This window comes from Microlunatus panaciterrae (genome assembly GCF_016907535.1).
In the GTDB taxonomy this organism is placed as follows: Bacteria; Actinomycetota; Actinomycetes; order Propionibacteriales; family Propionibacteriaceae; genus Microlunatus; species Microlunatus panaciterrae.
Window position 1 is genome coordinate 3,572,749 of record NZ_JAFBCF010000001.1, and the last position, 24,735, is coordinate 3,597,483.

At 69.3% G+C, this 24,735-nt stretch carries 20 protein-coding genes and 1 pseudogene; 17 read left to right on the plus strand and 4 right to left on the minus strand.

Features of this window, described 5'->3' with window-relative positions:
* Positions 1-581 precede the first annotated feature (581 nt).
* The 6 genes from JOE57_RS16290 (at position 582) to JOE57_RS16315 (ending at position 7,991) form a co-directional block, all read left to right on the plus strand.
* Positions 582-1,523: an endonuclease domain-containing protein gene (locus tag JOE57_RS16290; RefSeq protein ID WP_204919615.1), complete on the plus strand. Its 942-nt coding sequence runs from the start codon at positions 582-584 to the stop codon at positions 1,521-1,523.
* A gap of 435 nt (positions 1,524-1,958) precedes the next feature.
* Positions 1,959-2,237 carry a DUF448 domain-containing protein gene (locus tag JOE57_RS16295; protein ID WP_204919616.1) on the plus strand — a complete coding sequence of 93 codons (279 nt, stop codon included), beginning with the start codon at positions 1,959-1,961 and terminating at the stop codon, positions 2,235-2,237.
* Positions 2,238-2,458: 221 nt separating this feature from the next.
* Complete coding sequence (gene infB / locus JOE57_RS16300) at positions 2,459-5,425, plus strand: translation initiation factor IF-2 (RefSeq protein WP_204919617.1); 2,967 nt, start codon at positions 2,459-2,461, stop codon at positions 5,423-5,425.
* A gap of 176 nt (positions 5,426-5,601) precedes the next feature.
* Positions 5,602-6,042 carry a 30S ribosome-binding factor RbfA gene (gene rbfA, locus JOE57_RS16305; protein WP_204919618.1) on the plus strand — a complete coding sequence of 147 codons (441 nt, stop codon included), beginning with the start codon at positions 5,602-5,604 and terminating at the stop codon, positions 6,040-6,042.
* Positions 6,043-6,046: 4 nt separating this feature from the next.
* Complete coding sequence (gene truB / locus JOE57_RS16310) at positions 6,047-6,943, plus strand: tRNA pseudouridine(55) synthase TruB (RefSeq protein WP_204919619.1); 897 nt, start codon at positions 6,047-6,049, stop codon at positions 6,941-6,943.
* 127 nt (positions 6,944-7,070) lie between these two features.
* Entirely contained in the window at positions 7,071-7,991 is a 921-nt protein-coding gene (locus JOE57_RS16315; RefSeq protein WP_204919620.1) for a bifunctional riboflavin kinase/FAD synthetase, read from the plus strand.
* Positions 7,992-8,032: 41 nt separating this feature from the next.
* Here JOE57_RS16315 and JOE57_RS16320 read toward each other — a convergent pair whose 3' ends face one another.
* Positions 8,033-8,959, minus strand: coding sequence for a PfkB family carbohydrate kinase (locus tag JOE57_RS16320; protein WP_204919622.1), 927 nt, complete (start codon positions 8,957-8,959; stop codon positions 8,033-8,035).
* 201 nt (positions 8,960-9,160) lie between these two features.
* Here JOE57_RS16320 and rpsO point away from each other — a divergent pair, with 201 nt between their 5' ends.
* From rpsO to JOE57_RS16345, 5 genes are all read left to right on the plus strand, one after another.
* Entirely contained in the window at positions 9,161-9,424 is a 264-nt protein-coding gene (gene rpsO / locus JOE57_RS16325; protein ID WP_204919629.1) for a 30S ribosomal protein S15, read from the plus strand.
* 421 nt (positions 9,425-9,845) lie between these two features.
* Positions 9,846-12,047 (plus strand): polyribonucleotide nucleotidyltransferase, encoded by a 2,202-nt coding sequence (locus tag JOE57_RS16330; RefSeq protein ID WP_204919631.1) that lies wholly within the window; start codon positions 9,846-9,848, stop codon positions 12,045-12,047.
* A 111-nt stretch (positions 12,048-12,158) separates the two neighbouring features.
* Positions 12,159-13,382, plus strand: a complete 1,224-nt coding sequence (locus JOE57_RS16335; protein ID WP_204919633.1) for an insulinase family protein — start codon at positions 12,159-12,161, stop codon at positions 13,380-13,382.
* A gap of 55 nt (positions 13,383-13,437) precedes the next feature.
* Positions 13,438-14,178, plus strand: coding sequence for a 4-hydroxy-tetrahydrodipicolinate reductase (gene dapB / locus JOE57_RS16340; RefSeq protein ID WP_204919634.1), 741 nt, complete (start codon positions 13,438-13,440; stop codon positions 14,176-14,178).
* 1 nt (position 14,179) lies between these two features.
* Positions 14,180-14,893 carry an LmeA family phospholipid-binding protein gene (locus tag JOE57_RS16345; protein WP_338041410.1) on the plus strand — a complete coding sequence of 238 codons (714 nt, stop codon included), beginning with the start codon at positions 14,180-14,182 and terminating at the stop codon, positions 14,891-14,893.
* A gap of 21 nt (positions 14,894-14,914) precedes the next feature.
* Here the strand turns inward: JOE57_RS16345 and JOE57_RS16350 are convergent, their stop codons facing one another.
* Positions 14,915-15,487 (minus strand): GNAT family N-acetyltransferase, encoded by a 573-nt coding sequence (locus tag JOE57_RS16350; protein WP_338041350.1) that lies wholly within the window; start codon positions 15,485-15,487, stop codon positions 14,915-14,917.
* 909 nt (positions 15,488-16,396) lie between these two features.
* Between JOE57_RS16350 and JOE57_RS16355 the strand changes: the two genes are divergently transcribed.
* Positions 16,397-18,082 carry an RNase J family beta-CASP ribonuclease gene (locus JOE57_RS16355; RefSeq protein ID WP_204919638.1) on the plus strand — a complete coding sequence of 562 codons (1,686 nt, stop codon included), beginning with the start codon at positions 16,397-16,399 and terminating at the stop codon, positions 18,080-18,082.
* 138 nt (positions 18,083-18,220) lie between these two features.
* Here the strand turns inward: JOE57_RS16355 and rpmB are convergent, their stop codons facing one another.
* Together rpmB and JOE57_RS16365 are read right to left on the minus strand one after the other, a co-directional pair.
* Positions 18,221-18,406 carry a 50S ribosomal protein L28 gene (rpmB, locus tag JOE57_RS16360; protein WP_204919639.1) on the minus strand — a complete coding sequence of 62 codons (186 nt, stop codon included), beginning with the start codon at positions 18,404-18,406 and terminating at the stop codon, positions 18,221-18,223.
* A gap of 142 nt (positions 18,407-18,548) precedes the next feature.
* Positions 18,549-18,791 (minus strand): hypothetical protein, encoded by a 243-nt coding sequence (locus JOE57_RS16365; protein ID WP_204919641.1) that lies wholly within the window; start codon positions 18,789-18,791, stop codon positions 18,549-18,551.
* A gap of 113 nt (positions 18,792-18,904) precedes the next feature.
* Here JOE57_RS16365 and JOE57_RS16370 point away from each other — a divergent pair, with 113 nt between their 5' ends.
* From JOE57_RS16370 to coaD, 5 genes and pseudogenes are all read left to right on the plus strand, one after another.
* Positions 18,905-19,606, plus strand: coding sequence for an ArsR/SmtB family transcription factor (locus JOE57_RS16370; RefSeq protein ID WP_204919643.1), 702 nt, complete (start codon positions 18,905-18,907; stop codon positions 19,604-19,606).
* 85 nt (positions 19,607-19,691) lie between these two features.
* Complete coding sequence (locus JOE57_RS16375; RefSeq protein ID WP_204919645.1) at positions 19,692-21,290, plus strand: DAK2 domain-containing protein; 1,599 nt, start codon at positions 19,692-19,694, stop codon at positions 21,288-21,290.
* Positions 21,287-23,555: pseudogene (locus JOE57_RS16380) on the plus strand (ATP-dependent DNA helicase RecG). The gene JOE57_RS16375 and the pseudogene JOE57_RS16380 overlap by 4 nt, the downstream one beginning before the upstream one ends.
* Positions 23,552-24,139: a 16S rRNA (guanine(966)-N(2))-methyltransferase RsmD gene (gene rsmD / locus JOE57_RS16385; RefSeq protein WP_204919649.1), complete on the plus strand. Its 588-nt coding sequence runs from the start codon at positions 23,552-23,554 to the stop codon at positions 24,137-24,139. Before JOE57_RS16380 ends, rsmD begins: the two are co-directional and overlap by 4 nt.
* Positions 24,136-24,630 (plus strand): pantetheine-phosphate adenylyltransferase, encoded by a 495-nt coding sequence (coaD, locus tag JOE57_RS16390; RefSeq protein ID WP_204919651.1) that lies wholly within the window; start codon positions 24,136-24,138, stop codon positions 24,628-24,630. Before rsmD ends, coaD begins: the two co-directional genes overlap by 4 nt.
* The last annotated feature ends 105 nt before the right edge of the window (positions 24,631-24,735 follow it).

The window sequence follows — 24,735 nt, forward strand, 5'->3', positions numbered from 1 at the left end:
GCCCGCGCGTCCTTTCCTCCCCAGCCGGTCGCCCCGGCCCGCGCGTCCTTTCCTCCCCAGCCGGTCGCCCTCGCCCGCTCGATCCGGTTCGGCCCTATCCCTCCCGCCCTTTGTCCGTCCTCCGCTCCTTTCCGTCTGAACCGGTCCGTCCCTAGCCCTTCCGCCCCTAGCCCTTCCGCCCCTGGGCCTCTGCCCTGGTGACGCCACCTGTTCGAAAACTCATCAGAACGCGAGTTCTAGGCTCGGATCTGGCCATTTGGGGTCGAGAACTCATCAGAACGCGAGTTCTAGGGCGCGATCTGGCCGTTTCGGGGTCGAGAACTCATCAGAACGCAAGTTCTAGGCTCGGGTCTGGCCGTTTGGGGTCGAGAACTCATCAGAACGCGAGTTCTGGCGCGCGATCTGGGCGGGTGTGCTTCGAGAACTCGGCAGAACGCGACTTCTGGGACGCCTGCTTTGGCGGCTCTGGCCCGAGAACTCATCACGACGCGAGATTCCCCGGCGCCAATCGCAGGTCCGAGTTATCCACAAATCTCGTTCAGTGGGCCTGCGAGCCGTTCCCATGGCCGGAGCCTGGGTACATGCGCCGCGTTCCACGTCAGGTCCCGCCGTTCGACACCCGGTCACCGTTCTTCCGCTATGAGGCGCTCGCTGCCGGGCTGACCGATGTCGATCTCCGGGGTGAGCGTTTCCGACGGATCTTCCAGGGCATCTATGTCAACTTCTCGACACCCGTTGACGTGAGAACCCGAGCCCGAGCGGCTCTGCGCGTCATGCCGTCCGGGTCCCACATCAGCCACTGCACGGCCGTTGAGCTCTGGGGCGGTGTCTCGCCCGACAGTTCTCAGACCCACATCAGCGTGGTCTCGGGCAGCGTCCGCTCCGTACGGCAGGGGATCAAGTCCCATCTCGCTCTGCCCGGTGCGGCGATCGTCGCTCTCGGGGGGATGCCGGTGGCCTCGCCGACGCAGGCGTTTCTGGAGCTGGCGACGATGGGAGCCAGCCTGGTCGACCTGGTCATCGCCGGCGACTCCCTGGTGAAGTCTGCGAACGTGGGCCCAGAGGACTTCGTGAGCGCAGCGAAGCAATGGCGTGGTCGGGGGGCCAGGCTGGCCCGTCGGGCGGCACGTCTCGTACGCCCTGGTGTTGACTCACCGATGGAGACGAGACTCCGCCTGCTGGTTGTCTTTGCCGGTCTGCCGGAGCCCAGAATCAACTGGATCATCCGGAACGACGAGGGCGGCTGGCGACTGAGGTTCGACCTGGCGTACCCGGAGCTGAAGCTGATCATCGAATACGACGGACGACAGCACGCGGACAGTGATCGGCAGTGGCTCCGCGACATCGGACGACGCGAAGAGCTCGATGAGATGGGCTGGCGCATCATCGTGGTCACATCTCAGGGCATCTACTCCGAGCCGGACGCGACATTGAAGAGGATCCAGAAGGCCCTGGTCGAGCGGGGAGCGGTCGGGGTGCCGCGAAGGCTCAGCTCTGAGTGGACCCGGCACTTCAGTCAATAGCGGTACTCGAGAAGTCGCGTTCTGATGAGTTTCGGGCGGGATCCGGTCGTGGGGCTGGGAGAAGTCGCGTTCTGATGAGTTTTGGGGCGGGATTCGGTCGTGGGGCCAGGGGAACTCGCGTTCTGATGAGTTTGGGGCGGGATTCGGTCGTGGGGCCAGGGGAACTCGCGTTCTGATGAGTTTTGGAGCGGGATTCGGCCGTGGGACTGGGAGAAGTCGCGTTCTGATGAGTTTTCGGGCGGGATCCGGCCTTGGGGCCCGGAAAACTCGCGTTCTGATGAGTTTTCGCAGTCGGGGGGTGGCAAGGACGGGGCGTGGCCGGGGCGAGGGCGGGGCAGGGACCCGTGGGAAGGGCCAGGGCAGGGGCGGGCGGCGGTTCCGTACCCTGCGGCAGAGGCAGGTGCGACCGCTGGGTCAGCACGCTAAACTGGAGTCGTGAATCGCCACCACCTGCCGGTGCGCACCTGCGTCGGCTGTCGGGAGCGAGAGCAGAAATCCCATCTCGTCCGCTTGGTCTGGGCTGCGTCGAAGGTGGCGCTGGACCGGAACCAGGTGGCCCCGGGACGCGGTGCGTACCTGCACCGCCGACCGGAATGCCTCGAGCTGGCGATCCGTCGCCGAGCGGTGGGCCGGGCACTGCGGGTCACCGGGGTCAACTCAGACCAGGTCGCCCAGCTGCTCGAACCGGCGGTCGGTGCCGACACCTCGGCTTGATCGGGGTGGGCGCTTAGGCGAATCGCCGGTGGTGGGCATAGAGTTCTCTACTGACATCGAACCGCTCCGGGGAGATGCGCGTACGCCTGTCCAACGTGGGCAGGTCAGGAAACCAGAAGGTGGGCTTAACGCTCATGACCACTCGATGAGTACACCTCAATGAGCATGCAAGACAACTAACTGGTCCAGGCTCGAGAAGGCCCGGACCTCAAGGGAGAGCAGTGGCAAAGGTCCGTGTCTACGAGCTGGCGAAAGAGCTCGGAGTCGAAAGCAAGGTCGTCCTCAGCACGCTGAGTGACATGGGAGAGTTCGTTCGGTCGGCGTCGTCGACCATTGAAGCCCCCGTCGTTCGACGGTTGCAGGAGAAACTCAACAACCAACAGAAGCCGGTCGCCAAGAAGGCCCCGGCCAACAGGCCTGCGCCCAGCGCGCCGGCCCAGGCACGGGTCGCCGAGGTCAAGGTGGAGGCGCCCCGGCCGCGTCCCACCGCTCCGGCGGAGCGGGCCGAGCAGGTCGCACCCCGGGTCGAGCAGGCCGCACCGGCACCCGCGGCTGAGGCTCCGGCGGTCGAGGCCCCTGCGGCCCAGGCTCCGGCCGTCCAGCCGCCGGCTGCCGAGGCACCGGCCTTCGAGGCACCGGCGGCCGAAGCGCGTCCGACCGAGTCGTCAGCACCCAGGGCGCCTGGCGTCCGGCCGGGTCCGACGGCACGGCCCGGTGCACGCCCCGGTCCGGTACCCAAGGTGCCCGGACGTCCGGCGTCCAGGGCCCCCGAGACCCGCGAGCAGCGCGAGCCACGCCAGGAGCGGCCCGGCGGCGGCCAGCCCTCAGGGCCACGGCCTCGTCCCGGCTCGACCGGTGGCCTGCCGGGCGCAACCCCGGCCCCGCCGCGTCGTGGCGGCGCCCCAAGGCCGGGCAACAACCCGTTCGCCCCGTCTCAGGGGATGGGGACGCAGCCCCGCGGCCCGCGTCCCGGACAGGACGCTGCGCGTCCCGGCGGACCTCGTCCGCCGGCAGCCCGCACCCCGGGTGGCCCTGGCCGTCCCGGTGGCGTACCCGGAATGCCCCGGCCGAACCCGGCCATGATGCCCAAGCAGAGCTCCGGCCAGCTGGGCGGGGCCACCGGCCCCGGTACCCGTGGTCGGGGAGCGCCCGCCGGCGGTCGTGGCCGCGGTGGTGCTCCGGGCCGCGGTGGACCCGGTGGTCCCGGCGGCGGTCCGGGTGGGCCTCCTCCGAGCGGCCGCGGTGGTCGCGGCGGTCGCGGTGGAACCCAGGGCGCCTTCGGTCGTCCCGGTGGACCGTCGCGTCGTGGCCGCAAGTCCAAGAAGCAGCGTCGTCAAGAGTTCGACCAGATGGAGGCGCCGTCGATTGGTGGCGTGCGCGTCAAGCAGGGCGACGGGCAGAAGATCCGGCTGGCCCGTGGTGCTTCGCTGACCGACCTGGCCGAGAAGATCGGCGTCGACGCCGCATCGCTGGTGCAGGTGCTCTTCCACCTCGGTGAGATGGTCACTGCGACCCAGTCGGTCAGCGACGCCACCCTGCAGGTGATCGGCAACGAGCTCAACTACGACATCGAGGTCGTCTCGCCCGAGGACGAGGACCGCGAGCTGTTGGAGAGCTTCGACATCGAGTTCGGTGAGGACGAGGGTGGCGAGGCCGAGCTGGCGCCGAGGCCGCCGGCGGTGACCGTGATGGGTCACGTCGACCACGGCAAAACGAAGCTGCTGGACGCGCTCCGCAAGTCCAACGTGGCCGGCGGCGAGGCGGGTGGCATCACCCAGCACATCGGCGCCTACCAGGTGGCGACCGAGGTCGACGGCACCGAGCGCAAAATCACCTTCATCGACACCCCGGGTCACGAGGCCTTCACGGCCATGCGTGCTCGCGGTGCCAAGTCGACCGACATCGCCGTACTGGTGGTGGCCGCCGACGACGGTGTGATGCCGCAGACCATCGAGGCGCTCAACCACGCCATCGCTGCGGATGTGCCGGTCGTGGTGGCCGTCAACAAGGTGGACAAGCCGGACGCCGACCCGACCAAGGTCCGCGGCCAGCTCACCGAGTACGGCCTGGTACCGGAGGAGTACGGCGGCGACACGATGTTCGTCGACGTCTCCGCCACCACCGGCCAGGGTCTGGACGAGCTGCTGGAGGCCATCGTGCTGACAGCTGACGCCGCCCTCGACCTGCGGGCCAACCCGGACATGGACGCCCAGGGTGTCGCCATCGAGGCGCACCTGGACAAGGGCCGCGGTCCGGTTGCGACCGTCCTGGTCCAGCGCGGCACGCTGCACGTCGGTGACTCGATCGTCGCCGGTCCGGCGTACGGCCGGGTCCGGGCGCTGCTCAACGACCTCGGCGAGACGGTGGACGAAGCTCCGCCGTCGATGCCGGTCCAGGTCCTCGGTCTGACCGCGGTTCCGGGCGCCGGCGACAGCTTCATCGTGGTCGAGGACGACCGGATGGCGCGTCAGATCGCCGAACGTCGTGCGGCCCGGTTGCGGATGGCAGCCCAGGCTGCCGGCACCCGGCGCAAGACCCTCGACCAGCTGTTCGAGCAGCTGGAGAAGGGCGAGACGCAGGAGCTGCTGCTCATCCTCAAGGGCGACGGGTCGGGCTCGGTCGAAGCACTCGAGGACGCCCTGTCGAAGATCGATGTCGGCGACGAGGTGTCGCTGCGGGTCATCGACCGCGGTGTCGGTGCCATCACCGAGACCAACGTCAGCCTGGCGGCAGCGTCGGGCGCGGTGATCATCGGCTTCAACGTCCGGCCGCAGGGCAAGGCGACCGAGATGGCGGATCGAGAGAACGTCGACATCCGCTACTACTCGGTCATCTACCAGGCCATCGACGAGATCGAGGCGGCGCTCAAGGGCATGCTCAAGCCGATCTACGAGGAGGTCCAGCTGGGCACCGCCGAGATCCGCGACGTGTTCCGCTCGTCCAAGGCCGGCACCATCGCCGGTTGTATGGTCACCAGCGGCCTGATGCGGCGCAACGCCAAGGCGCGGTTGCTGCGTGACGGCGTGGTGGTGACCGAATCCTCGATCAACTCGCTGCGTCGGATGAAGGATGACGCGACCGAGGTCAGGGAAGGTTTCGAGTGTGGTCTGACCCTCTCGAACTACTCCGACGTGAAGGTCGGCGACATCGTCGAGACGTACGAGATGAGGGAGAAGGCGCGGTCGTAGGCAGACCGGGCTGCTGGGCGAGGCTGTCGGCTACCGAACCTCGCCCAGCAGCGCGGACGCGGGGCGGCCTCAGCGGTAACCCCGCCTCCGCGCTGCAACGCCGAGCCCGGTAGCCGAATTTCCCGCCCGCCCAGGTCTGGGAGGGGCGGGCTGACAGTGCAACGAAAGGGAACGTCATGGCATCGCCACGGGTGTTGAAGCTGGCCGACCAGATCAAGGTGATCGTGGCCGAGATGCTGGAGCGGCGGATCAAGGATCCCCGGCTCGGTTTCATCACGGTGACCGATGTGTCGCTGACCGGCGACACCCGGGAGGCCACGGTCTTCTACACCGTCTACGGCGATGACGAGGAGCAGGCGTTGACGGCGGTGGCTCTGGCGTCGGCGACCGGCCTGATCCGGTCCCAGGTCGGCAAGCAGCTGGGGCTCAAGTTCGCGCCGACGCTGGCGTTCATCCCGGACGCGGTGCCCAAGACGGCCCGCCAGATCGAGGATCTGCTGGCCGTCGCCAAGTCCGGTGACGCGGCCGTCGCCGAGCAGGCGGCCAAGGCTGCCTTCGCCGGTGAGGAGGACCCCTATCGCAAGCCGCGCGAGGCGGACGAGGACTCCGCTGACTGACCGGGTGACGGGCTCCGGCCTGCTGGTGGTCGACAAGCCGTCCGGCTGGACCTCGCATCAGGTCGTCGGGCGGGTACGTCGGCTGGCCGGCACCCGCAAGGTCGGCCATGCCGGCACCCTCGACCCGATGGCCACCGGCGTGCTGCTGGTGGGTCTCAACCGGGCCACCCGTCTGCTCGGGCACCTGATGCTGACCGAGAAGGAGTATCGGGCCACCATCCGGCTGGGGGTCGGCACTCTCACCGACGACGCCGAGGGCGAGGTCACCACTGCGCTCGGCGCCTCGGCTGTCACCGAGTCCGACGTGGCCGCTCTGCTGCCGCAGTTCCGCGGCGACATCCAGCAGGTGCCCACCGCCGTGTCAGCGATCAAGGTCAACGGAGTCCGCTCCTACGCCAGAGTGCGGGCCGGCGAGCAGGTGGAACTGGCGGCCCGGTCGGTCCGGGTCAGCCGCTACGACCTGGTCGACGTCCGCCGCTCCGGTCAGCCGGTCACGCCCGGCGAGATGGTCGACGTGCTCGACCTCGAGGTGCTGGTCGAGTGCTCGTCGGGCACCTACATCCGGGCCCTGGCCCGCGACCTCGGGGCAGCTCTCGGAGTCGGCGGCCACCTCACCGCACTCCGCCGCACCCGGGTCGGACCCTTCGGCCTCGACCAGGCCAGCACGCTGGACCAGGCGGCCGTCGAGCTGGACCTGATCGACATCGACGACGTGGCCCGGCGGTGCTTCCCGACCTGGACCTGCGACGAAGAACAGGCCTCCTGGGTCAGGCACGGCCGCCGGTTGCCCGAGGTGACGCTGCCGGCCGAGACCAGCGCCGTGATGACCGGGACAGGGGAGTTCCTGGCCCTCTACCGGCAGGTCGGGCCGAGCGCCGAGCCGGTCAGCGTGTTCGTCTGATCCGGAGCCCGCTTCGGATGCAGCCCCACTGCCCACAGTGCAGGATGGCTAAGATCGTCGGGGCACCATCGCAGACGCGCGCACACCGATCGGGACCGTCCTGACGGAGACGAGGAAGAGGCAGCCGATGACCAGTGAGGCTCCAGCGGCGCCATCCGTCGTCATCATCGGCAACTTCGACGGGGTCCACCGTGGCCACGTCGAGCTGGCCCACACGGCAGCCAGGTCGGAGCCAAACACCCGGCTGGTGGCCGTCACCTTCTGGCCGCATCCGATGTCAGTGATCCGACCCGACCGGGCCCCGTTGCTGCTGACGTCATTGCCGCGGCGCAAGGAGCTGCTCCACTCGGTGGGGGTCGACGAGGTGGTGGTGGTCGACTTCACCCCGGAGGTGGCCAACTGGAGTCCGGAGAAGTTCGTCGACGAGATCATCCGGCCGCTGAACCCGGTGCGGATCGTGGTCGGGCAGAACTTCAGGTTCGGCTTCCGGGCGGCCGGCACCGTGCAGACGCTGAACGAGCTGAGCCACGGACAGTGGACCGTTCAGGCCCTTCCGCTGCTGACCGATGGCACCGTGCCGAGCTCGTCCACGCTGATCCGGCACGCGGTGGCCGAGGGTGACTTCGGCCGGGTCAGGGAGCTGACCGACCATGTCTTCCGCTATTCCGGCGTCGTCGTCAAGGGCGCGCAGCGCGGCCGGGAGATGGGCTTCCCGACCGCCAACGTCGACGTCGAGCCCGGGATGGCGGTGCCCGAGGACGGCGTCTACGCCGGTTGGGTCACCCGACAGGACAGTGCTGATGCCGAACGCTGGCCGGCCGCCATCTCGGTCGGCAGCAACCCGACGTTCGCCGGCGAGTCCCGCCGGATCGAGGCGTACGTCCTCGACCGAGACGACCTGGAACTCTACGGCGTGCCGATCGCGATCGACTTCTATCTGCGGCTCCGCGGGCAGGTCAAGTATGAGGGGATGCCCGCCCTGGTCCGTCAGATGCGTCTGGACGTCGAACAGGCCCGCCACCTGCTGGCCGGGCTCGAGGAGCACTAACCCTGTTCTCCACGGTCGGCCCCGTCAGCCCGGTCGGCGCGTTACTCCCGGACGGCGACCACCTGGCCGCGGAGGTCGGCGACAGCGGCCGGGTCGAACTGCCCCGGTCCCGGCACCAGCGCGTTGGCGACGCCGCACGCGGTCGCCAGCGCCAGACTCTCGGCGAGACTGCCTCCGGCGTCGAGGCTCGCCAGCAGGCCTCCCAGGAACGAGTCGCCGCTGCCGACCGGGAACCGTCCGCGCAGCGGCGGCAGGCCCACCCGCACCGCACCCTGGTCATCGACTCCGACCGCCCCACCGTCACCGTCGGTGAGCACCACCATGCCGCCGGTCCGCTCCCGGATCGCCTCGGCCATCCGCACCAGTTCGGTCTCGACGGCCAGGCCGAGCAGATCGGCGGCCTCGGCGCGGTTGACCTTGACCAGGTCCGGCCCGGCGTCGACCGCGGCCGGCAGTGCCGCGCTGTGCGAGTCGACCGCGACCTTGACTCCGTGCCGCCGGCCCAACCGGACCAGCTCGGCGAGCGCGGTCGGGTGCAGCCCGCTGGGCGCACCTCCGGAGACCGCCAGCCAGCCGGTCCGGCCAGCCAACGCCTCACCCGTCTGGGCGGCGAACCGCTGCCACACCGCGACGGGGATCTCCGGGGCGTACTCGTACACCTCGGTCAGCTCGCCGGTGTCGGCGGCAGCGATCGACACGCAGGTCCTGGTCTCGGCCGGAGTGTCGACTGCGACCACCTCGATCCCGGCGGCGGCGAGCGAGCGGGCCAGCCCGGTCCCGGTCTGTCCGCCGAGGATCGCGACCACGGTGACGTCGGCGCCGACTGCGGTCGCCGCCCGAGCCAGGTTGAGTGACTTGCCACCGGCACAGCGCACCACCGACGTCGGCCGGTGGATGGCGCCGAGACGCAGGGACTCGACCAGGTAGGTGAGGTCCAGGGAGGGGCTGATGCCGGCAACCGTGATCACAGCGCGAGACTATCGGGGCCGGCAGCCGATTAGTCCGACAGGCGACCCGCTGGTAACCTGACACTGCCGTCAGAACGGCCGCGGAAGCCCAAGAGCTCCCACCTCCGCACCTGTGGAATGCCGCAGGCACGAATCACACCGACTCGTACCAGGCACTGGGGAGCGCCGCGCAACGGGAAACCGAGAGGAGAGCACGTCTCGATGGATGCTGCTGAGAAGAAGAAGACAATCGAAGAGTACGGGACCACCGAGGGCGACACCGGCTCTCCCGAGGTCCAGGTCGCGCTGCTGACCAAGCGGATCGCTCACCTGACCGAGCACCTCAAGGAACACAAGCACGACCACCACAGCCGTCGTGGCCTGATGCTGCTGGTCGGCCAGCGCCGCCGGCTGCTCAACTACGTGGCCAAGACCGATATCGAGCGGTACCGCTCGCTGATCGAGCGCCTCGGACTGCGCCGCTGAGCCGACGCGGAGCGGTGCCGCGACAGCAGTGTCGCGCGGTGCCGCTCCGCACCGACTCACCGGGCGCCGAACGCCCACCAGCCACAACTCAATAGGTACAACTCAAGACGTCCAACTCAATACGGACATCGCAAGACAGAAAAGCCGTCCAGCCAACCTGGCTGGACACCACCAGAGATTGCATCCACACGCTGCTGGCGCCAGGAGTGCCTCGGTCCTCGGTAGTGGTTTTCGGAAGGCCCGCAGGGTCACGCCGCAGACCTCGATCGAAGACCGGCCTCCACCCAGCAGCCGGATGGTGAGTGCGGATCAGATGAGAACCGCACCGCCCCTTCCCGCCGCAGCGCCACCATGGTCGAACCACCACAGGGCCGCCTGCCGGAGATGTGCGGAGGCAATCCGTCACAGAAAAGGAGATCCCGTGGAGGGACCTGACCTGCAGTTCACCGAAGCCGTCATCGACAACGGATCCTTCGGCACCCACACCGTTCGCTTCGAGTCGGGCCTGCTGGCCCGGCAGGCCGCCGGCTCGGCGACCGTCTACATCGACGGCGACACCATGTTGCTGTCCGCCACCACCGCGCAGAGCAAGCCGCGCGAGGGGATGGACTTCTTCCCGCTGACGGTCGACGTCGAGGAGCGGATGTACGCCGCGGGCCGCATCCCCGGCTCGTTCTTCCGCCGCGAGGGCCGCCCGTCCGAGGGAGCCATCCTCACCTGCCGCCTGATCGACCGCCCGTTGCGCCCCTGCTTCGTCAAGGGCCTGCGGAACGAGGTCCAGGTGGTGGTCACGGTGATGGCACTCAACCCGGACGTCGCCTACGACGTCGTCGCCATCAACGCCGCCTCGCTGTCCACCACGCTGGCAGGGCTGCCCTTCACCGGCCCGATCGGCGGCGTCCGTGTCGCCCTGATCGGCGACCAATGGGTCGGCTTCCCGACCGTGAGTCAGCTCGAGGACGCCAGCTTCGATATGGTCGTGGCCGGCCGGGTGCTCACCGACGGTGATGTCGCGATCATGATGGTCGAGGCCGAGTCCACCGAGCACACCTGGGACCTGGTCAACAGCGGCCGGACCGCCCCGACCGAGGATGTCGTCGCTGCCGGCCTGGAGGCGGCCAAGCCGTTCATCAAGGCACTCTGCGACGCGCAGGCCGAGCTCGCTGCCAAGTTCCCCAAGCCGACCGTCGAGTTCCCGGTCTTCCTCGACTACGCCGACGACGTGTACGCCGCCGTCGAGCAGTCGGTGAGCGCCGAACTGGCCCAGGTGATGAGCATCGCCGACAAGCAGACCCGCGAGGAGTCCACCGAGACCCTCAAGGACAAGCTGGTGGCCGAGCTCTCCGGGCAGTTCGAGGGCCGGGAGAAGGAGATCACCGGCGCCTTCCGGGCACTGACCAAGAAGCTGGTCCGGCAGAAGGTGCTGAAGGAGAAGATCCGCATCGACGGCCGCGGTCTGGCCGACATCCGGACCCTGTCGGCCGAGGTCGGCGTGGTGCCGCGGGTGCACGGCTCGGCGCTGTTCCAGCGTGGCGAGACCCAGATCCTGGGCATCACCACCCTCAACATGCTGGGCATGGAGCAGAAGCTCGACACCCTCGCGCCGGAGACGTCGAAGCGCTACATGCACAACTACAACTTCCCGCCCTACTCCACCGGTGAGACCGGCCGGGTCGGCTCCCCGAAGCGGCGCGAGATCGGCCACGGCGCACTCGCCGAGCGGGCGCTGGTTCCGGTGCTGCCGACGCGGGAGGAGTTCCCGTACGCCATCCGGCAGGTGTCGGAGGCGCTCGGCTCAAACGGCTCCACCTCGATGGGGTCGGTCTGCGCCTCAACCCTGGCGCTGCTCAACGCCGGTGTGCCGCTGCGGGCACCGGTCGCCGGCATCGCGATGGGCCTGATCTCCGACACCGTCGACGGTGAGACCTCCTATGTCGCGCTGACCGACATCCTCGGGGCCGAGGACGCGTACGGCGACATGGACTTCAAGGTCGCCGGCACCCGTGACTTCATCACCGCGCTGCAGCTGGACACCAAGCTCGACGGCATCCCCGCCTCGGTGCTGGCCGGGGCGCTGACCCAGGCCAAGGACGCGCGCAACACGCTCCTCGACGTGATGTCGGAGGCCATCGACCGCCCGGACGAGATGAGCCTCTACGCGCCGCGCATCATCACCATCAAGATCCCGGTCGACAAGATCGGCGAGGTGATCGGGCCCAAGGGCAAGGTCATCAACCAGATCCAGGACGACACTGGCGCCGAGATCAGCATCGAGGACGACGGCACGATCTATGTCGGAGCCGACAGTGGCGACAAGGCCGAGGCAGCTCGCGCCTTGATCAACGCCATCGCCAACCCGACGATGCCGGAGAAGGGTGAGCGCTACCTCGGTACCGTCGTCAAGATCACCCCGTTCGGCGCCTTCGTCTCGCTGCTGCCGGGCAAGGACGGGCTGCTGCACATCTCCAAGCTGCGGCCGCTCGCCGGTGGCGGACGGGTCGAGAACGTCGAGGACGTGGTCAGCGTCGGCCAGAAGATCCAGGTTGAGATCAACGACATCGACGACCGCGGCAAGCTGTCCCTGGTGCCGGTCGTCGAGGACGTGGCGGCAGCCGAGAGCTGATCGAACCGTTCTGTCGGTAGGAAACCTGTGACAGGTCATAAGTCACGAGCAACCGCTCGGTGGCACCTCGGTGGACACGTCCGCCGGACGGTGCTGCCGAGCGGTTTGCGCGTGGTCACCGAACGGGTGCCGGGCAGCCACACCTTCAGCATCGGCTTCTTCATCGACGTCGGTTCCCGGCACGAGGTCGCCAGCCTGCACGGCGCCTCGCACTTCCTCGAACATGTGCTGTTCAAGGGCACCAACCGCCGCGGCCCGGAGGAGATCTCGGCCGCGATCGAGTCAGTGGGCGGCGACATCAACGCCTACACGGCCAAGGAGCACACCTGCTTCTACGCCCGGGTGCTGGCCGAGGACGCCGACCTCGCCGTCGACGTGCTCACCGACATGCTGACCGACTCGCTGGTGCTCAGCCGCGAGGTGGACGCCGAGCGCGAGGTGATCCTGGACGAGATCTCCATGCACAGCGACGATCCGGGCGAGACGGCCACCGAGCTGGTCACCTCGCACCTGTTCGGCGAGGCGGCCCTGGGGCTGCCGGTGATCGGTTCGCAGGCCTCCATCCGCGCCCTGTCCAGGCAGCAGATCGTCCGGCACTGGCGTCGGCACTACCAACCATCGTCGATGGTGGTCAGTGCCGCCGGGGACGTCGAGCATGAGCGGCTGTGCGAGCTGCTGGCCGGGTTCGGCACCGGCCGGGACGGCAGTCGCCGGCGGTCCGCTCCGAGCAGGATCAACACCGAGCCGGCGCTGCTGACCCGGTCTCGCAACCTCGAGCAGTGCAGTGCGGTGCTGGCCCTGGCCAGCCCGGGCATCTTCGACGACCGGCGCTACCCGCTCGGGTTGTTGTCGCTGATCGTCGGGGGTGGCATGTCGTCGCGGCTCTTCGTCGAGATCCGGGAACGGCGCGGTCTCACGTACGGCATCGACGCAGGGGAGACGGCCTACTCCGACGCCGGTCTGTGGTCGGTGGACTGGCAGTGCGCGCCCGACAAGCTGGCCGACATCCTGTCCCTGGTGAAGGCGACCCTGAATGACGTCGCCGAGCACGGCGTGACCGGCGCCGAGCTGAGGCGGGCCAAGGGTCAGATGCGCGGTCAGACGGCCCTCGCCTTCGAAGGGGCCGCCTCCAGAATGAGCCGGCTCGGGTCGAGCGAGCTGATCGGGGACCGTCGGACGCTGGGTGACATCCTGGACCGTTTCGACCAGGTCAGCGCTGAGGACGTGCAACGCGAGGCCGGACAGCTCTTCGGGCAGCCGCCGGTGCTCGGTCTGGTCGGTCCGAAGGTGCCGCGTCGACCGCTGCAGACCATCCTGAAAGACTGGCCCGGATAGTTCCAGACCCGAGACCGGCGCCACAGCGTCGGCACGAGCTGTGAGGGAGAACCCGATGACGGGTGTCGCTGTTTTCGGTGCCAAGGGCAGGATGGGTTCCGAGGTCTGCCGTGCCGTCGAGGCAGCCGAGGGGCTGAGCCTGGTGGCGGCCCTCGACGTCGACGACGACCTGGCCGCCGCCGCCTCGGCCGAGGTGGTGGTCGACTTCACCTCCCCGGATGCGGTGATGCGCAACCTGTCCTGGTGCATCGAGCACGGCAAGCATGCGGTCGTGGGCACCACCGGCTTCACCGAGGACCGGCTGGACGTCCTGCGGGACCAACTGGCCGAGCATCCCGGGGTGGGGGTGCTGGTGGCGGCCAACTTCTCCATCGGTGCGGTCCTGATGATGCACTTCGCGGCGCAGGCCGCCGCGTTCTACGAGAGCGTGGAGATCATCGAGCTGCACCACCCCAACAAGGTGGACGCCCCCTCGGGCACCGCGGCGGCGACCGCTCGGCGAGTGGCGGCGGCGCGCGCCGCCGCAGCGCTGTCCGCACCGCCGGATGCCACCACTCAGGAGCTGGCTGGCGCCCGAGGGGCATCGGTGGAGGGGGTCCGGGTGCACAGCGTCCGGCTGCGCGGCCTGGTCGCGCACCAGGAGGTGCTGTTCGGCGCCGAGGGCGAGACGCTCACCATCCGGCACGACTCGCTCGACCGTGCCTCGTTCATGCCGGGCGTCATCGCCGGCGTCCGTGCCGTCGGCGAGCGGCCGGGGCTCACCATCGGGATCGAGCAGATCCTCGGCGTTGGCTGAGGTGCACCGCCGCCGCCCAGCCCGGTCAGCGATGGTGCTGCTGCTGGTCGCGGTGCTGGTCTGTGCTGCGACAGTGGCCGGCGACCGCCTGCTGCACGGGTACGCCGAGAACCGGGTCACGGCCGAGCTGCAGCGCTCGCTCGGCACCGTCGAGCCGCCCACGGTGGACATCGCCGGCGACTGGTTCCTGCCCCAGGTGGTGGGCCGACGCTTCAGCGAAGTGCACATCGTCGCCTCCGGTGTCTCCCCGCCCGGGGGAGGCCCCGACCTGGAACAGCTGGATCTCAGAATGGCCGACGTCGCCGCCACGCACGGCTACCGGACGTTCACCGCTGCCACGGTGCAGGGCTCTGCCCGGGTGGGCTATGCGGCGCTGTCGACGTACTCCGGGCGAAAACTGAGCTACGCCGGCGACGGCCAACGCGTCCGGCTGACTGTGCAGACCACGGTGCTCGGGGTGTCGATGACGGCGAAGGTCACCGGCAAGCTGGGGCTGGATGTCCGGGCCCAGACGGTGGACCTGGTGGACCCCGAGATCAGCGTCGCCGGGCTCGAGCTGCCGGCCGCGGTCACCGAGCAGCTGCTCGCCCGCGTGCTCAAGCCCATCGCTGTCGATGGGCTGCCGCTCGGCCTGCGGTTGAGCAGCATCACCGCCGGGCCCGACGGCGTCGACTGCGGGCTCGGCGCCAGGGGCGTCGTGGTGGCCCAGCTGTAAGCGTCGGCCGGACCGGGTGGCTCAGTCGCTGATGTCGGTGTGCATCCGCACCTGCTTGATCCGCACCGACTCGTCGTCGGGGCCGATCTCGCGATGACTGCCGTCTGGTGCCCAGCCGGCCCCGGTCAGGAACGCGCGGCTGACATCGTCGGTGGAGCTGAGCCAGCGGGTGGCCCGGGAGAAGCCGTCGGCGCGCAGCGTGTCCACGCAGGCGTTCAGCAGCCGGGAGCCGTGGCCGCGGCGCTGGGCGGGCGGGTCGATCAGGAACTCGTCGATGAGACCGTCGTTCCGGGCGTCGGCGTCCGGGTCGGGGCTCGGGATCGTACTGGCGAAACCGACCACGCGTCTATCCGCGACCGCAACCAGGACGCGGAAGCGGGCCTCGGGCGGTCGGTGGATCGCCTGTTCCCAGGCTTCGGTCATGGCGACCAGGTCCACCTCAGCCAGCAGCCCCTGTACCAGCTCCGCCGGGAGCTGGGCCGACCAGCTCCGTCGCTGAAGTTCGGCGATCGCCCGCGCCTCGGAGGCCAGCGCGAGCCGGACCGAGTCGGCCAGCCGGCCGGCGCTGTCGGGTGCGGAGTCGGGGGTGGTCACGAGGATCGATGCTACCGCCCCGTGGCCGGCGACTGATCGGCAGCATGATCAAGCGCCCACCACGTTATGTGACACAGGTCACCTCGAGGTACCTGTAACGTTTCGGCACGCTGCAACGATTACCTCTATGAAGTCCGTGGTCACCTGAACCCCCGAGCAGGCGGCCACGGACCTCTTTCATGTCCAGGCCCTGCCGCGCTCGAAAACGACCCGAGCCAGCTCCAGGCCGGTGATCGGATTACGAGCCGCCTCAGGGCGTCCAGGGTCGAAAACTCATCAGAACGCGAGTTCTGGGCCCGGATCTGGCCGTTCGGGCGGCGAAATGTCATCAGAACGCGAGTTTTCCTGGCGCCACTGGCCGTTCGGGGTCGAAAGCTCACAGAACGCGGGTTCTGGCCCGAGTCTGGCCGTTCAGGATCGAAATCTCGACAGAACGCGAGTTCTGGGCCCCAGTCTGGCCGTTCGGGCGGCGAAATGTCATCAGAACGCGAGTGTTCCTGGCACCGCCGGCCGTTCAGGGCCGAAATCTCAACAGAACACGAGTTCTCGGCCCGGGTCGTTCGCGGTCAGGCAGCGAGAGCTCTGCGGGCCACTCCCATACGGGCCGATCTCGCCACAAGTCGCGTTCTGGTGAGTTCTCGGCTCCCCAACTGGCCGGACCGACGATAGATGTCGCGTTCTGACGAGTTTTCCACCCCTCACTGGCCGGATCGTCGGACAAATGTCGCGTTCTGACGAGTTTTCGACTCTTAAGGGGCAGGCCAGGCAGGGGGCAGGCGGGCTTGGGCGCGGGCCAGGGGGCAGGCGAGCTCAGCGCTGGAGTTGGGGCCGAGTGGGGCGGAGATACCCACCTGCTCGAGGCTGGTCTCACGACCACCCTCACGGCCTCGGCGCGATAGCCTTTCAGCCGTGTCGGCTACCAGATTGAGCGCGCCACCGGACCTCCCGCCGGAGACGCTGCGGATCACCCCGCTGGGCGGGCTCGGTGACATCGGGCGCAATATGGCGGTGCTCGAGATCGACGGCAAGCTGCTGCTGATCGACTGCGGGGTGCTCTTCCCGGAAGACGACCACCCCGGTGTCGACCTGATCCTGCCCGGCTTCGATGTGATCGCCGATCGGCTGGACGATGTCGTCGGCCTGGTCCTGACCCATGGCCACGAGGACCACATCGGCGCCGTGCCCTATCTGCTGCGGCAGCGCTCCGACATCGAGCTGATCGGCTCCGAGCTCACCCTGGCGCTGGTGGCCGAGAAGATCCGCGAGCACCGGATCCGGGGGACCGTGAGCCGAGTCGTCACCGATGGTGACCGGTTCCGCGTCGGCGGCTTCGACCTGGAGTTCATCGCCGTCAACCACTCGATCCCCGACGCGCTTGCGGTGGCCGTACGCACCGACGCCGGCACCGTGCTGCACACCGGTGACTTCAAGCTGGACCAGCTTCCGCTCGACGGCCGGATCACGGATCTGCGCGCGTTCGCTCGGCTCGGCGAGGAGGGCGTCGACCTGCTGATGATCGACTCCACGAACGCGGAGGTGCCCGGCTTCAACACCTCCGAGCGGGACATCTCGCCGGTGCTGGAGCGGATCTTCCACAAGAGCGACCAGCGGGTCATCGTGGCCTGCTTCGCCTCGCACGTGCACCGGGTCCAGCAGGTGCTGGACGCCGCCGTCGCTGACGGCCGCAAGGTGGTCTACGTCGGCCGTTCGATGCTGCGCAATATGGGGGTGGCCCGCGACCTCGGCTACCTGCACGTACCGGCCGACACTCTGATCGAGCTCCGCGACATCGACAACTACCGGCCGGACGAGGTGGTGATCATCTCGACCGGCTCGCAGGGGGAGCCGCTGTCGGCGCTGTCGCGGATCGCCAACCGGGAGCATCCGGTCGTCCAGCTGGAGCGCGGCGATACCGTTGTGCTGGCCAGCTCGCTCATCCCCGGCAACGAGAACGCGGTCTACCGGGTGATCAACGGCCTGAGCCGGCTCGGCGCCCAGGTGGTGCACAAGGGCAATGCCCTGGTGCACGTGTCCGGACACGCCAGCGCAGGGGAGCTGCTGTTCTGCTACAACATCATCAAGCCGCGCAACGTGATGCCGGTGCACGGTGAGGCGCGCCACCTGATCGCCAACGCCGACCTGGCAGTGGCCACCGGCGTACCGGCGGAGTGCACGATTCTCGCCGAGGACGGGATGGTGGTGGACCTGCATCGGGGCCGGGCGAGAGTGGTCGGCAAGGTCGACTGCGGCTACATCTTCGTCGACGGTTCCACTGTCGGCGACATCAGCGAGTCCGCCCTGACCGACCGCAAGATCCTGGGTGAGGAGGGGTTCATCTCCGTCATCGCGGTGGTCAACACCCAGTCGCGCAAGATCCTCAGCGGTCCGGACGTGCATGCCCGCGGCTTCGTCGAGGACGACCGAGCCTTCGATGCGGTACTGCCGCGAATCACCGAGGCTCTGGAGTCGGCGCTGCTGGAGGGGGTGGAGGACCCGCACCGGCTGCAGCAGGTGATCCGCCGTCAGCTCGGTCGATGGGTCAGCGACAGCTTCCGGCGCCGTCCGATGATCATTCCGGTTGTCATCGACGGCTGAGCGACGCGGCCCTGCCTCGTCACCGCGTCCCGGGCGTGATCACGTCCACTGGCCGTACCAACAGGCAGGGTCAACAGAGCAGCGGGCAAACAAAAAGACCCGTCCACAGGGGACGGGTCCTCTTTGGGGTCGGTGAGGTCAGCGAGTGACCTTGCCCGCCTTGAGGCAGGAGGTGCAGACATTGAGCCGCTTCGGGCTGCCCGACACCATCGCCCGCACGCGCTGGATGTTCGGGTTCCAGCGACGCTTGGTCTTCTTCTTCGACCAAGGCACATTGTGGCCGAAGCCCGGTCCCTTGGCGCAAACGTCACATACGGCAGCCACTGGAGCTCTCCCATTACTCAGGACCCGCACCGAGGCGGGCATCATGTCTCAACTGGTCATTGGTCCCCGACGGGGAACCGGTCAAGAGTACCCGAGCCGGGCCGCTGAAGGCCAATCGACTGCCCATCCCCGTCGAGCCGGGTCAGCTGGAGGCGACCAGGCCTGCCCTCAGGTCCGCCGACACCGTGTGCCGTTGGGAGCGGGCAGCCTGCCGCGGCAGCCGCCGCCGTTGCTGAGCCTCCCGCACCAGCTGGGCGCGTTCGACCCAGCGCGCATAACGTCGGTGGGCCGCCGAACCTGACGGCTGCACGGAGTCGTCTGCCACGGTGGCGTGCTGCCAGATGGCTGAGGGGGTATGCGTCACGGCCCAGTACAGAGCGTCCATGATGTCCTCCGAGTTACCTGAAGCGGATGCTTCACACATCTGAAGGTACGCCTTCAGAATCGATACGTCAAGCACATGCTTCATAACTGCGGCGAGATTGTTAGGCTGGCCGCATGACGGCCGCGGAGAAGGGCACGCCGGCACCCAGCGAGGGTTCTGCGGTGCCGATGACCCAGCTGCAGCGCGACCTGCAGGCGCGCTGGGAGAAGGCGACCGGGACCAGGGTCAACGAGGTCGAGATCCGCGACGCGCGTGCCATCCGGGCTCTCGCGCATGAGGCGCGGCAACGGGTCATCGACGTGTTGTACGCCGAGCAGAGACCCTTCACCTCGACCGAGCTGGCGAAGCTGACGGGGTTGTCGCCCAGTGCGATGAGCTATCACCTGCGGGCCCTGGAGCGGTGGGGCGTGGTTGAGCGGGTGCCCGAGTCGGCAGACGCACGGGAGCGACCGTGGCGTGCCGCCGGGACGGGCATCCGCATCGTCACCGAGGGAGCAGGCGGCCAGGCGGCGGCCGAGGCGTTGCGGTCCCGCTCGTTCGCCGAGCTCACCCGTCGCTCCCGGGCCCTGCGCGACCTGCCGCCCGAACGCCGGGCCGTGTTCATCGGGATGGCCAAGGCCGAGCTGTGGCTGACCGACGAGCAGGCCGACTTCGTCGCCCAGTCGGTCGACCGGGCGATCCTGGAGCTGGCCGAGGGCGGCTGGTCCAACGAGCCGGGACCCGGGCGCACCAGAGTCGCCACCTTCTGGTCGATCATGCCGGAGGTGCCGCCGCCGGGAGCGGTGGACGACGTCTCCGGTCCTCACCCGTCGTGACCAGGCGTCGTCACAGGGAGGGTTGACCGTGCCGACCGACCGCGGCAACGACCGGACCTCCTCCTTCTCCTACTAGGCTGATCCGGTGCCAACCGATCACGCCGCTGGCGGGCGGCCGCTCACCTTGTGGGCCGCCTGCGATGCCTGGCTGCGACGGGCCAGCGAGGTGATCGGTGACTCCGCCGACGCGCTGAACGCGATGAACGTCTTCCCGGTCTCCGACTCCGACACCGGCTCCAACCTGAAGCTCACGCTGGCCGGCGTGGCGCGCGCGGTGCCGCACTTCACCAGGGAGGCACTCGACGACGTGGTCCAGGCGGCCATCCTGTCGGCGCATGGCAACTCCGGCGCGATCGTGGCCGAGATGTTCACCAGCATCTGCCGGTCCCTCGAGCACCGCGGCGACCGGCTCCGGCTGGTGCCGCCCGGCGGTGTGATAGCCGCCCTGCTGCGGACCGTCGCCGCCGCAGCCACCCAGGCCGTCGCCCGGCCGGTGGCCGGGACCATCCTGACCGTTGCCGACGAGGCCGCCCGCAGCGCCGAGGAAGCGGCAGCGGCGGCGCCGGCCGATGCGCTCGCCGTCGCCGTGGCCGCCCAGAACGGGGCCAGGTTGGCGCTGGAGCGAACGCCGGAGCAGCTGGAGGTGCTGCGTCGGGCCGGTGTCGTCGACGCCGGCGGGCAGGCGTACGTGCTGCTGCTCGACGTCCTGGTGGAGGTGCTCGGCGGCCCCCGGGCTGAGCCGCTGGCCGGCCTGCCGGTCGCCGCACCTGTCCACCGCCCGGTGCTGCGCGAGCTCGAGTACGAGGTGATGTACGCGCTGCGCGGCGCCGGCCGGGCGGCGCTCGACGAGCTCCGGCGGCTGCTGTCCGAGCTGGGTAACAGCGTCGTCATCGTCGGTGACCACGCCGTGGCGCAGGTGCACGTACACCTCGCTCAGCCGGGCGCTGCCATCGAGGCCGCACTGGGGCGCGGCCGGCTGAGCCGGATCCGGGTCACCGCACTGGCCGGCAGCGCTGCGGTACCGGCCGGCAGCCGTACCGTGATCTCCATCGTGGCCGGTGAGGGGCTGGCTGAGGCCGTGACCGGGCTCGGTGGGACGCCGCTGCTGCTGGCCCGCGGCCCGGTCACCGTCGACCAGTTGGCGCAGGTGCTGGAGCAGAGCTCGGGCGAGATCGTCATCCTGCCGAACGACATGGAGAACCTGGAGATCGCCAGGCACCTGGCGACCGAGTTCAGGAGCAGGGACCGGCGGATCGCCGTCATCCCGACCGTGGCCCAGGTGCAGGGCCTGGCGGCGATCGCCGTGCACGAGCCGTCGGCCGAGTTCGAGTCGGCGGTGGTGGCGATGAGCTCGGCCGCCGGACACGCCCGGCACGGCGCCGTGACCATCGCCGAGTCGCCTGCGATGACGATGGCGGGGCGGTGCGAGGTGGGTGACGTGCTCGGTGTCGTCGACGGCGACTTCGTGGTGATCGGCGACTCGGTCAGCGCTGTGGCCCTTGAGGTGGTCGAGCGGCTGCTCAGCGCCGGCGGGGAGCTGCTGACGCTGATCACCGGCGCCGGTGCCGACCCGGAGCTGGCGAAGACGGTGGAGACGGCGGTGCGGCGCGGCCACGACGGCGTCGACGTGGAGACGCTGGACGGCCACCAGCAGCGCTACCTGCTTCTGGTGGGGGTCGAGTGAGCGCCCCGGCAGGCGGCTGGCGGACCGAGACGTACCGTCGGCTCGGCACCGGCCTCGACCGGGTGCTGGGCGCCCGTACCGCCAAGTACTTCGAGGCGCTCAAGCTGGCGACAGTCGGTGACCTGATGCATCACCTGCCGCGGCGCTACCAGTCCGGGACCGAGCTCAGCGACCTGTCCGCACTGCAGGTCGGCGAGGAGGTGGCCGTGATGGCTGAGGTGGTCCGCTGCGTCGTGCATGGGCCGGCCCGCCAGCGGGGGAGGATGGGGCAAGAACGCGCCGCGGCTGCGGATCGAGGCCACCATCACCGACCATCGCGGCTATCTAACGCTTGCCTTCTTCGGTCCGAGTGGCCGGATCGACTGGTGGGAGAAGCAGCTCACCACCGGAACCAGAGGGATCTTCGCCGGCAAGGTGGGCGAGTTCAACGGCAAGCTGCAGCTGGCCCACCCGGACTTCGTCATCCTGGACGAGCAGGGGCAGGTGTCGGGCGGCGCGAAGCGCAACCTGGCGATGGCCAACGTCTCCCAGACGGACTCCCTGATCGGCCTCTACCCGGCCACCGGCAAGCTGCGGACCTGGACCATCGCCGAGTCCGCTGGCATCGCCCTCGACTTCCTCGGCGACCTGGCCGACCCGTTGCCACAGTGGATCAGGGCCGAGGCCGGCGTGGTCGAGCTCAGCCGTGCCTTCCACGACATCCACCGCCCGCACGACCGGGCCGCCGCCGAGCTCGGCATCGACCGGCTTCGCTTCGACGAGGCGTTCGGGATGCAGCTGACGATGGCGTACCGCCGCGCTGACGCGGCCCGGCACGGCGCGGTCGCCCGGCCGCGCCGACCCGGTGGACTGCTGGACGCGTTCGACGCGCGACTGCCCTTCACCCTCACCCGGGGCCAGCAGCAGGTGAGCGAGGAGATCTTCACCGAGCTCGCCCGGCCGGTGCCGATGCAGCGGCTGCTGCAGGGTGAGGTCGGCTCGGGCAAGACCCTCGTCGCGTTGCGGGCGATGCTGGCCGTCATCGACGCCGGCGGCCAGGCGGCGCTGCTGGCCCCGACCGAGGTGCTCGCCGGACAGCACTTCCAGAGCATCAGCGCCCTGCTGGGCGACCTCGGGCAGGGTGGACTGCTGGCCGGCACCGACGAGTCCACCGAGATCACCCTGCTGACCGGGTCGATGAGCGCGGCGCAGAAGCGGGCAGCCACTCTCAAGGCCGCCTCCGGTGCCGCCGGCATCGTCATCGGGACCCACGCCCTGCTGGCCGAGCATGTCCAGTTCGCTGAGCTCGGGCTGGTCGTGGTGGACGAGCAGCACCGGTTCGGCGTCGAGCAGCGGGCCGCGCTGAGCGCCAAGGCCGAGGCACGGCCACATGTGCTGGTGATGACCGCCACCCCGATCCCACGCTCGGTCGCGATGACGGTGTTCGGTGATCTGGAGGTGTCCACCCTGCGCGAGCTGCCGGCCGGACGGGCCGAGGTCAGCACGGTCGTCGTCGACGCCCGACGCAACCCGAAGTGGGTCGACCGCGGCTGGCAACGGGTGGTCGAGGAGGTGCGTCAGGGCCGGCAGGCCTATGTCGTCTGCGCCCGGATCTCGTCCGCCGACAAGCCGGGCAGCAAGCCCGAGGAGAACCTGGACGAGGGCGACGCGCCCGAGCCGGCGACCGCGGTCGAGGACCTGTTCGCCGAGCTGAGCGCCGGTCCACTGTCGGCGGTCCGGGTGGAGATGCTGCACGGACAGTTGGCGGCCGAGGAGAAAGACGCGGTGATGCGCCGGTTCTCGGCCGGGGAGACCGACGTGATCGTCTCCACCACAGTGATCGAGGTCGGCGTCGACGTCCCGAACGCCTCGGTGATGGTCATTTGCGACGCCGACCGCTTCGGCATCTCGCAGCTGCATCAGCTGCGCGGCCGGATCGGCCGGGGTGGGCATCCGGGGGTCTGCCTGCTGCTGACGAGGACCCCCGACGGCAGCCTGGCCCGGCAGCGACTGGACGCCGTCGCCGCCACCCGGGACGGGTTCGCACTGGCCGACGTCGACCTCGAGCAGCGGCGCGAGGGTGACGTACTTGGTGCCAGCCAGTCCGGGGTCCGGTCCAGCCTGCGGCTGCTGCGGGTGCTGAGCGACGCCGACCTGATCGCCGAGGCTCGGGTGCTGGCCGAGCGCTGTGTGCAGCAGGACCCGGACCTGCGCGACGCGGGACTCGCCGACACCGTCGGCCAGATCGAGCTGCAGGCCGCCGGTGAGTGGCTGGAGCGGACGTGAGCCGGATCATCGCGGGATCCCGCGGCGGTCGCCGGCTGACGATGCCGGCCACCGACCGGACCCGACCGACCACCGACCGGGTGCGGGAGGCGTTGTTCTCCGCGGTCGCCTCCTGGGCCGGTACGGCCGCCGGGGCGGCGGAGCAGTCACTGGCCGGGCTGGCGCTGTGTGACCTTTTCGCCGGCTCCGGCGCGGTCGGACTCGAGGCAGCCAGTCGGGGAGCCGATCCGGTGGTGCTGGTGGAGGCGGATCGGCGGACGGCGGAGGTGGCCAGGGCGAACGTCAAGACGCTGGGTCTGCCGGTGTCGGTCCAGCAGGTGCGGGCGGAGCAGTATCTGCGCGGCACACCGACACAACGCTTCGACGTCGTCTTCCTCGACCCGCCGTACGATCTGGCAACCGACCAGGTGGATATGCTGCTGGCGTCCATCGTGGACGGCGGCTGGCTGCTGGACGACGGTCTGATCGTGGTCGAGCGGTCGGTCCGGTCCGAGCCGGTGACCTGGCCAGCGGCGTTCGCCGAGAGCTGGCAGAAGCGCTACGGCGAGACGACCCTCTACTACGCCACCCGAGGAGCACCATGAGCCGAGCCGTCTGCCCGGGATCGTTCGACCCGGTGACGCACGGGCATCTCGACATCATCGAGCGGACCGCCAACATGTTCGACGAGGTGATCGTCGCGGTCGGCAAGAACCGGTCGAAGAACGCCCTGTTCGAACCGGCCGAACGGGTGGAGATGCTGAGTGAGGCGTGCAGCGAGTGGCCCGGGGTCCGGGTGCAGCTGTTCGAAGGGCTGCTGGTGGACTTCTGCAGCGCGAACCGGGTGGATGTCATCGTCAAGGGCCTGCGGTTCGTCTCCGACTTCGACTACGAGCTGCAGATGGCGCAGATGAACCATCAGCTGACCGGCATCGACACCGTGTTCATGCCGGCCGCGGCGGCCTGGTCGTACGTGTCGTCCAGCCTGGTGCGCGAGGTGGCGACGCTGGGCGGCGATGTCGAGCAGTTCCTGCCGCCGAGCATCGCCAGACTGACCGCGGAGCGCATCGCGGCCCGTCTGACCGGCAGCAGCTGACGGCTGGCCGAGGAGGCTCCGTCGCGCTGGACTCGAGGGGCTTCGACCTGCTCGAGTGAAAGAGGGCTGGGAGCAGATGAGCTTTGGTGCCGGTCAGCCGAGCGA